Here is a 5,965-nt window from a genome sequence, read left to right on the forward strand (position 1 = left end):
GCCGGCGCGCCCGGGGAGGACGCGGCCGGCCGGGCCACGGATCCCGTTCAGCATAGGGCGTGGGCCCCCGTGCGGCCCAACCCTCCGCTCGCGTCCGACGGGTCCGCGCAGACGGACCCGCCCCGGGATCGCGGAGGATCCCGGGGCGGGGGGGGGCGCGGTCGACGCCGGCGGGCGGAGCCGTCAGTCGGCGGTGCGCGCGGGGAGGGTGGTCGGCTTGTACGACGGGCGGCCCGCCTCGTACGCGGCGATCGCGTCGGCGTGGGTGAGGGTGATGGCGATGTCGTCCAGCCCGTGGAGGAGGCGGTGGCGGGCGTCCTCGTCGATCTCGAAGGCCGCGGTGACCCCGCCGCACTCCACCGTGAGGTGCTCGAGGTCCACGGTCACGGCGGCACCGGGCTGGTTCTCCAGCTGCTTCATGATCCGCTCGACGTCCTCCGGCTCCACCTGTGCGGCCACGAGGCCCTGCTTGGCGGAGTTGCCGCGGAAGATGTCCGCGAAGCGCGATGAGACGACGACCTTGAAGCCGTAGTCCTTGAGCGCCCACACGGCGTGCTCGCGGGAGGAGCCGGTGCCGAAGTCCGGGCCGGCCACCAGCACGGAGCCGGCGGAGTAGGGCTCGGTGTTGAGGATGAAGTCGGGGTCCTGGCGCCAGCCGGCGAACAGGGCGTCCTCGAAGCCGGTGCGGGAGACGCGCTTGAGGTACACGGCCGGGATGATCTGGTCCGTGTCCACGTTCGAGGCGCGCAGGGGCACGCCGATGCCGGTGTGGGTGGTGAACTTGTCCATGGCTCAGGCCTCCTGGTTCTCGAGCGCGGGCAGGTCGGACGGGCTGGCCAGGCGGCCGAGCACCGCGGTGGCGGCGGCGACGAGGGGCGAGACCAGGTGGGTGCGCCCGCCCTTGCCCTGGCGGCCCTCGAAGTTGCGGTTGGACGTGGATGCGCACCGCTCGCCCGGGGCGAGCTGGTCCGGGTTCATACCCAGGCACATGGAGCAGCCGGCGAAGCGCCACTCCGCGCCGAAGTCCTCGAAGACCTTGTCCAGGCCCTCGTCCATCGCCTGCAGGCGCACGCGGGCGGAGCCGGGGACCACCATGACGCGCAACCCGTCGGCCTTGGTCCGGCCCTTGACGACCTCGGCGAAGGCCCGGAGGTCCTCGATGCGGGAGTTGGTACAGGAGCCCATGAACACGGTGTCCACGGCGACGTCCTTCATGGGCGTGCCGGGGGTCAGGTCCATGTACGAGAGCGCCTTGCGCGCGGCCTCCTGGGCCGCAGGGTCCGAGAAGTCCTCGGGGGCCGGGACGGCGTCGTTGAGGGAGACGCCCTGGCCCGGGTTGGTGCCCCAGGTGACGAAGGGCTCGAGCGTGTCGGCGTCGATGACCACCTCGGCGTCGAACTCGGCGCCCTCGTCCGTGGCGAGGGTGCGCCAGTGCTCCACGGCGGCGTCCCAGTCCGCGCCCTGCGGGGCGTGGGGGCGGCCCTTCAGGTACTCGAACGTGGTGTCGTCCGGGGCGACCATGCCGGCGCGGGCGCCGGCCTCGATGGACATGTTGCAGAGGGTCATGCGGCCCTCCATGGACAGGCTCCGGATGGCCTCGCCGCGGTACTCCAGGACGTAGCCCTGGCCGCCGCCGGTGCCGATCTTCGCGATGACGGCCAGGATGACGTCCTTCGCCGTGACGCCGGGACGCAGGGTGCCGTCCACCGTGATGGCCATGGTCCTGAAGGGCTTCAGGCGCAGCGTCTGCGTGGCGAGCACGTGCTCCACCTCGGAGGTGCCGATGCCGAAGGCCAGCGCGCCGAACGCGCCGTGCGTCGAGGTGTGGGAGTCGCCGCAGACCACGGTGAGCCCGGGCTGGGTCAGCCCGAGCTGAGGGCCCACGACGTGGACGATGCCCTGCTCCCTGTCCCCGAGGGAGTGCAGGCGCACGCCGAACTCCTCGGCGTTGGCGCGCAGGGTCTCGATCTGCACGCGGGAGGTCTCGTCGGCGATCGGCCGGTCGATCTCCAGGGTGGGGGTGTTGTGGTCCTCCGTGGCGATGGTCAGCTCCGGGCGCGCGACCGGACGGCCGGCCAGGCGGAGGCCGTCGAAGGCCTGGGGGCTGGTGACCTCGTGGACCAGGTGCAGGTCGATGTACAGCAGGTCGGGGGTCCTCCGGGCGCCCTCGCCCTCGCCGCGCACGACCACGTGCTCGTCCCACACCTTCTCGGCCAGCGTGCGCGGACGCGGGGTCTGCGTCTGAGTGCTCATGAGCCGTCCTCCTCGTGTTCCTCACGCCGACCCGGGTGCGGACGGCGCATGCTGGGGTCCACTGTGCCGCCCGCGTCCGACGACGACGAACCCGCCCCGCGACATCTCACCTGTTGAGACCCCCGCCGTCATCGCCGCACCCTCTCACGCCGCCGTCGCACGGACGACAGGGCGCGATCGCGCGGCTGGCGTCCGATGGGTGAGACGGTACGATCAGCGCATGACCACCACTCCCCTTCCGGACGCCGGGGCCGACATCGGCCCGGCACTGCATGTGCACCCCAGCGGGGTCGGCGTCGTGGACAAGTCCGTGGCCATCCTCGACGCGCTCGAGTCCGGCCCGGCCACCCTCGCCCAGCTCGTCACGGCGACGGGGATCGCCCGCCCCACGCTGCACCGGCTCGCCGCCGCCCTCACCCACCACCGGCTCGTGGCCAAGGACCTCCAGGGCCGGTATGTGCTGGGGTCCCGGCTCGCCGAGCTGGCCTCCGCCGCCGGCGAGGACCGCCTGACCTCCGCGGCGGGCCCCGTGCTCCAGTGGCTGCGCGACGCCTGCGGCGAGTCGGCCCAGGTGTTCCGCCGCCAGGCAGACTCCCGCGTGTGCGTGGCCTCCGCCGAGCGCCCCTGGGGGCTGCGGGACACGATCCCCGTGGGCACGCGGATGTCCATGAAGGCCGGCTCCGCCGCGCAGGTGCTCCTGGCCTGGGAGGACAACGAGCGGCTCGTGGACGGCCTCGTCGGGGCCGTGTTCACCCCCACCGTGCTCGCGGCCGTGCGCCGCCGCGGCTGGGCCCAGTCGCTGGCCGAGCGCGAGCCCGGCGTCGCCTCCGTCTCCGCGCCCGTGCGCGGGCCCAACGGAAAGGTGATCGCCGCCCTCTCCATCTCGGGACCCCTGGAGCGGCTCTCCCGCCAACCGGGTCGACTCCACGCCGGGTCCGTCGTCGGGGCCGCCGACCGGCTCACAGAGCTCATCCGCGCCGGCGAGGCCTGAGCCCGTCCCTCGTCCCACCGCAGTCCCCCCGGTGTTCGGCCCGTGTTCACGCGGACCACGTAGCGTCACCGCCGGAACCCGCCCATGCCCGCCGTCCACCCGAGGAGCCCCACGTGACCGAGACCGCCGTCGTCCCCGCCGCAGCCGAGTCGGAGGAGGCGCCCGCGCGGCCCCGGCTCTCCGTGATCGGCACCGGCTACCTGGGCGCCACCCACGCCGCGTGCATGGCCGAGCTCGGCTTCGAGGTCCTCGGCGTGGACGTGGACCCCGCCAAGATCGAGCGGCTGGCCCGCGGCGAGGTCCCCTTCCACGAGCCCGGGCTGCCCGAGCTGCTGCGCGCGCACGTCGCCTCGGGGCGGCTGCGCTTCACCACCGACGTGGCCGAGGCCGCCTCCTGGGCGGACGTGCACTTCATCGGCGTGGGCACCCCGCAGAAGGTCGGCGAGGCCGCCGCGGACCTGACCTACGTGGACGCCGCCGTCGAGTCCCTCGCGCGGGTCATCGACCGGGACGCCCTGATCGTCGGCAAGTCCACGGTCCCGGTGGGCACCGCGCGTCGCCTGGCCGCCCGCGTGGCGGAGATCCGCGCCGCGGAGGGCCTGCCCGGCGAGGTCGAGCTGGCCTGGAACCCCGAGTTCCTCCGCGAGGGCTACGCCGTCAAGGACACCCTCACCCCCGACCGCCTGGTGATCGGCACCCACGGCCCGCGCGCCGAGCCCCTGCTGCGCACCGTCTACGCGTCCCCCCTGGCTGCCGGCACCCCGTGGATCAGCACGGACCTGGAGACCGCGGAGCTCGTCAAGGTCGCCGCCAACGCCTTCCTGGCCACCAAGATCTCCTTCATCAACGCCTTCTCCGAGATCACGGAGACCGTGGGCGGGGACATCGGCACACTGGCCGACGCCATCGGCCACGACGGGCGCATCGGCCGCCGCTTCCTCAACGCGGGCGTCGGCTTCGGCGGCGGCTGCCTGCCCAAGGACATCCGCGCCCTCCAGGCTCGCGTCTCCGAACTCGGCCTGGACCGCACCATGCGCTTCCTCGCCGAGGTCGACGACATCAACCTGCGCCGCCGCGACCGGGTGGTGGACCTGGCCGTGCAGGTGCTCTCCGCCGCCCGCCAGGGCGTGGTCCGCTCCGCCCCGGGCGGGGCGCGCACCGCGCGCACCCCGGCCGGCGTGCAGGTCCTCAACGGCACGCGGATCGCGGTCCTGGGCGTCACCTTCAAGCCGTACTCCGACGACGTGCGGGACTCCCCCGCCCTGGACGTCGCCAACCGCCTGTTCACGGCGGGCGCCGAGGTGGCCGTCTACGACCCGGAGGGCAACGCCAACGCCGCCGCCCGGTTCCCGCGGCTGGGCTACGTGGACTCCCTCGACGCCGCCCTCCAGGGCGCGGAGCTGGTGCTCCTCCTCACCGAGTGGGACGAGTTCCGGCAGATGGACCCCGCGGCCGCCGGCGAGCTGGTCGCCCAGCGGATCCTCATCGACGGGCGCAACGTCCTCGACGTGGACGCCTGGGGCGAGCACGGCTGGACGGTCCTGGGCCTCGGCCACCGCTTCGACCCCGCGGCCCTCAACGGGGGGCGCCCTGGGGACGACGCGCAGGCCTGATCCGACGCGCCGGGGTCTGAGCCCCGGAGGCAGGGCCGGTGCCGGCCCGGCCTCAGCCCCGCCCGGCGTCGAAGTGGTCCCAGCCGGCCTCGGGCAGGCGGACGTGCCCGTCCGGCGTCTCCCCCGCGGGGGCGAGGCGTCCCACGCGGCGGAAGCCTGACGGCAGGGCGAGCCCGGGCTCGGCCAGGCCGAGGAGGCCGTAGTCCTCGGCGCCGCCCAGGACGAGCGCCTCGGGCGTCGTGCCGGCCAGGGAAGCGACCCGGCGCAGCGGCTCGGCGGCCTCCGCGAGCCAGCGCCGGTCCACCCACGGGACCAGAGGCGCGCCCGGCGCGGAGGACGCGCGGGCCAGCCGGTGGCCGTCGCGGCCCAGGCCGTCGGAGACGTCCATCAGCGCCGCCAGCCCGGCCCGCGCGGCCGCGGGGCCGGCCGCCAGGGGCGGACGCGGCCGCAGCTGGCCCCGGACGGCGCGGGCGAGCTCCCGGGCGGAGGGCCGCTCGTGGGCGGCGAGGTCGGCCCAGCGGCGCGTCAGCACGGCACGGTCGGTGAGCAGCAGCGCGAGCCCGGCCGCCGCCCAGCCCGGGCCCGCCGGGCCCCAGGCGGAGTCCTGCCCCTCCCCCGCGGCCGCTGCCCGCGGGGAGCCCGCCGCGAGGACGAGGTCGGCGCCGCGGCGGGCGATCCTCGCCCCGCGCTCCCCGCCCGCGGCGCGGCGGAGGGCGCCCGCCGGGTCGGGGTCCCCGAGGGCTGTGACCGCCACCTGGACGGACTCCCCGGCGCCGAGGTCGCCGCCGGCCACCCGGCAGCGGTCCGCCCCCAACGCGCGCACGGCGGCCGTGAACCCGCCGGCGAGGGAGGCGACCCAGTCCAGCGGCGTCGGCGCCGGCAGGGCGAGGGCGGTGACGAGGGCGGACGGCGTCGCCCCCATCGCGTTGACGTCCGAGAGGTTCTGCGCGGCGGCCTTCCAGCCGACGTCGTGCCCGCGGGTGCGCACCCCGGCCGGCCACCGGCGCAGGAAGTCGGTGCCCTCGCCCATCGCGTCCGTGGACACGGCCACCAGGCCGCGGGGGGCGGGGACGACGGCGCAGTCGTCACCCGGGGGGACGGTGCCGGC

General features: G+C 75.6%; 5 protein-coding genes. 2 read left to right on the forward strand and 3 right to left on the reverse strand.

Annotated elements, in window-relative coordinates:
- Window positions 1–183 precede the first annotated feature (183 nt).
- Together leuD and leuC are read right to left on the reverse strand one after the other, a co-directional pair.
- Window positions 184–789, reverse strand: a complete 606-nt coding sequence (leuD, locus tag MHY29_RS10895) for a 3-isopropylmalate dehydratase small subunit (RefSeq protein ID WP_239241192.1) — start codon at window positions 787–789, stop codon at window positions 184–186.
- 3 nt (window positions 790–792) lie between these two features.
- A complete protein-coding gene (leuC, locus tag MHY29_RS10900; protein WP_239241194.1) occupies window positions 793–2,253 on the reverse strand; it encodes a 3-isopropylmalate dehydratase large subunit in 1,461 nt (486 codons plus the stop codon).
- Window positions 2,254–2,473: 220 nt separating this feature from the next.
- On the opposite strand from leuC, the gene MHY29_RS10905 reads away from it, so the two are divergent.
- Both MHY29_RS10905 and MHY29_RS10910 read left to right on the forward strand, forming a co-directional pair.
- Window positions 2,474–3,244 (forward strand): IclR family transcriptional regulator, encoded by a 771-nt coding sequence (locus MHY29_RS10905; RefSeq protein WP_239241196.1) that lies wholly within the window; start codon window positions 2,474–2,476, stop codon window positions 3,242–3,244.
- 113 nt (window positions 3,245–3,357) lie between these two features.
- Window positions 3,358–4,857, forward strand: coding sequence for a UDP-glucose/GDP-mannose dehydrogenase family protein (locus MHY29_RS10910; RefSeq protein WP_370643522.1), 1,500 nt, complete (start codon window positions 3,358–3,360; stop codon window positions 4,855–4,857).
- Between the two features lie 52 nt (window positions 4,858–4,909).
- On the opposite strand, the gene MHY29_RS10915 is transcribed toward MHY29_RS10910, so the two are convergent.
- Window positions 4,910–5,965, reverse strand: a 1,056-nt coding sequence (locus MHY29_RS10915; RefSeq protein WP_239241198.1) for a thiamine-monophosphate kinase, incomplete at its 5' end; no start/stop codon positions are given.

Source organism: Micrococcus sp. ACRRV (assembly GCF_022346985.1).
Taxonomy (GTDB): Bacteria; Actinomycetota; Actinomycetes; order Actinomycetales; family Micrococcaceae; genus Micrococcus; species Micrococcus porci.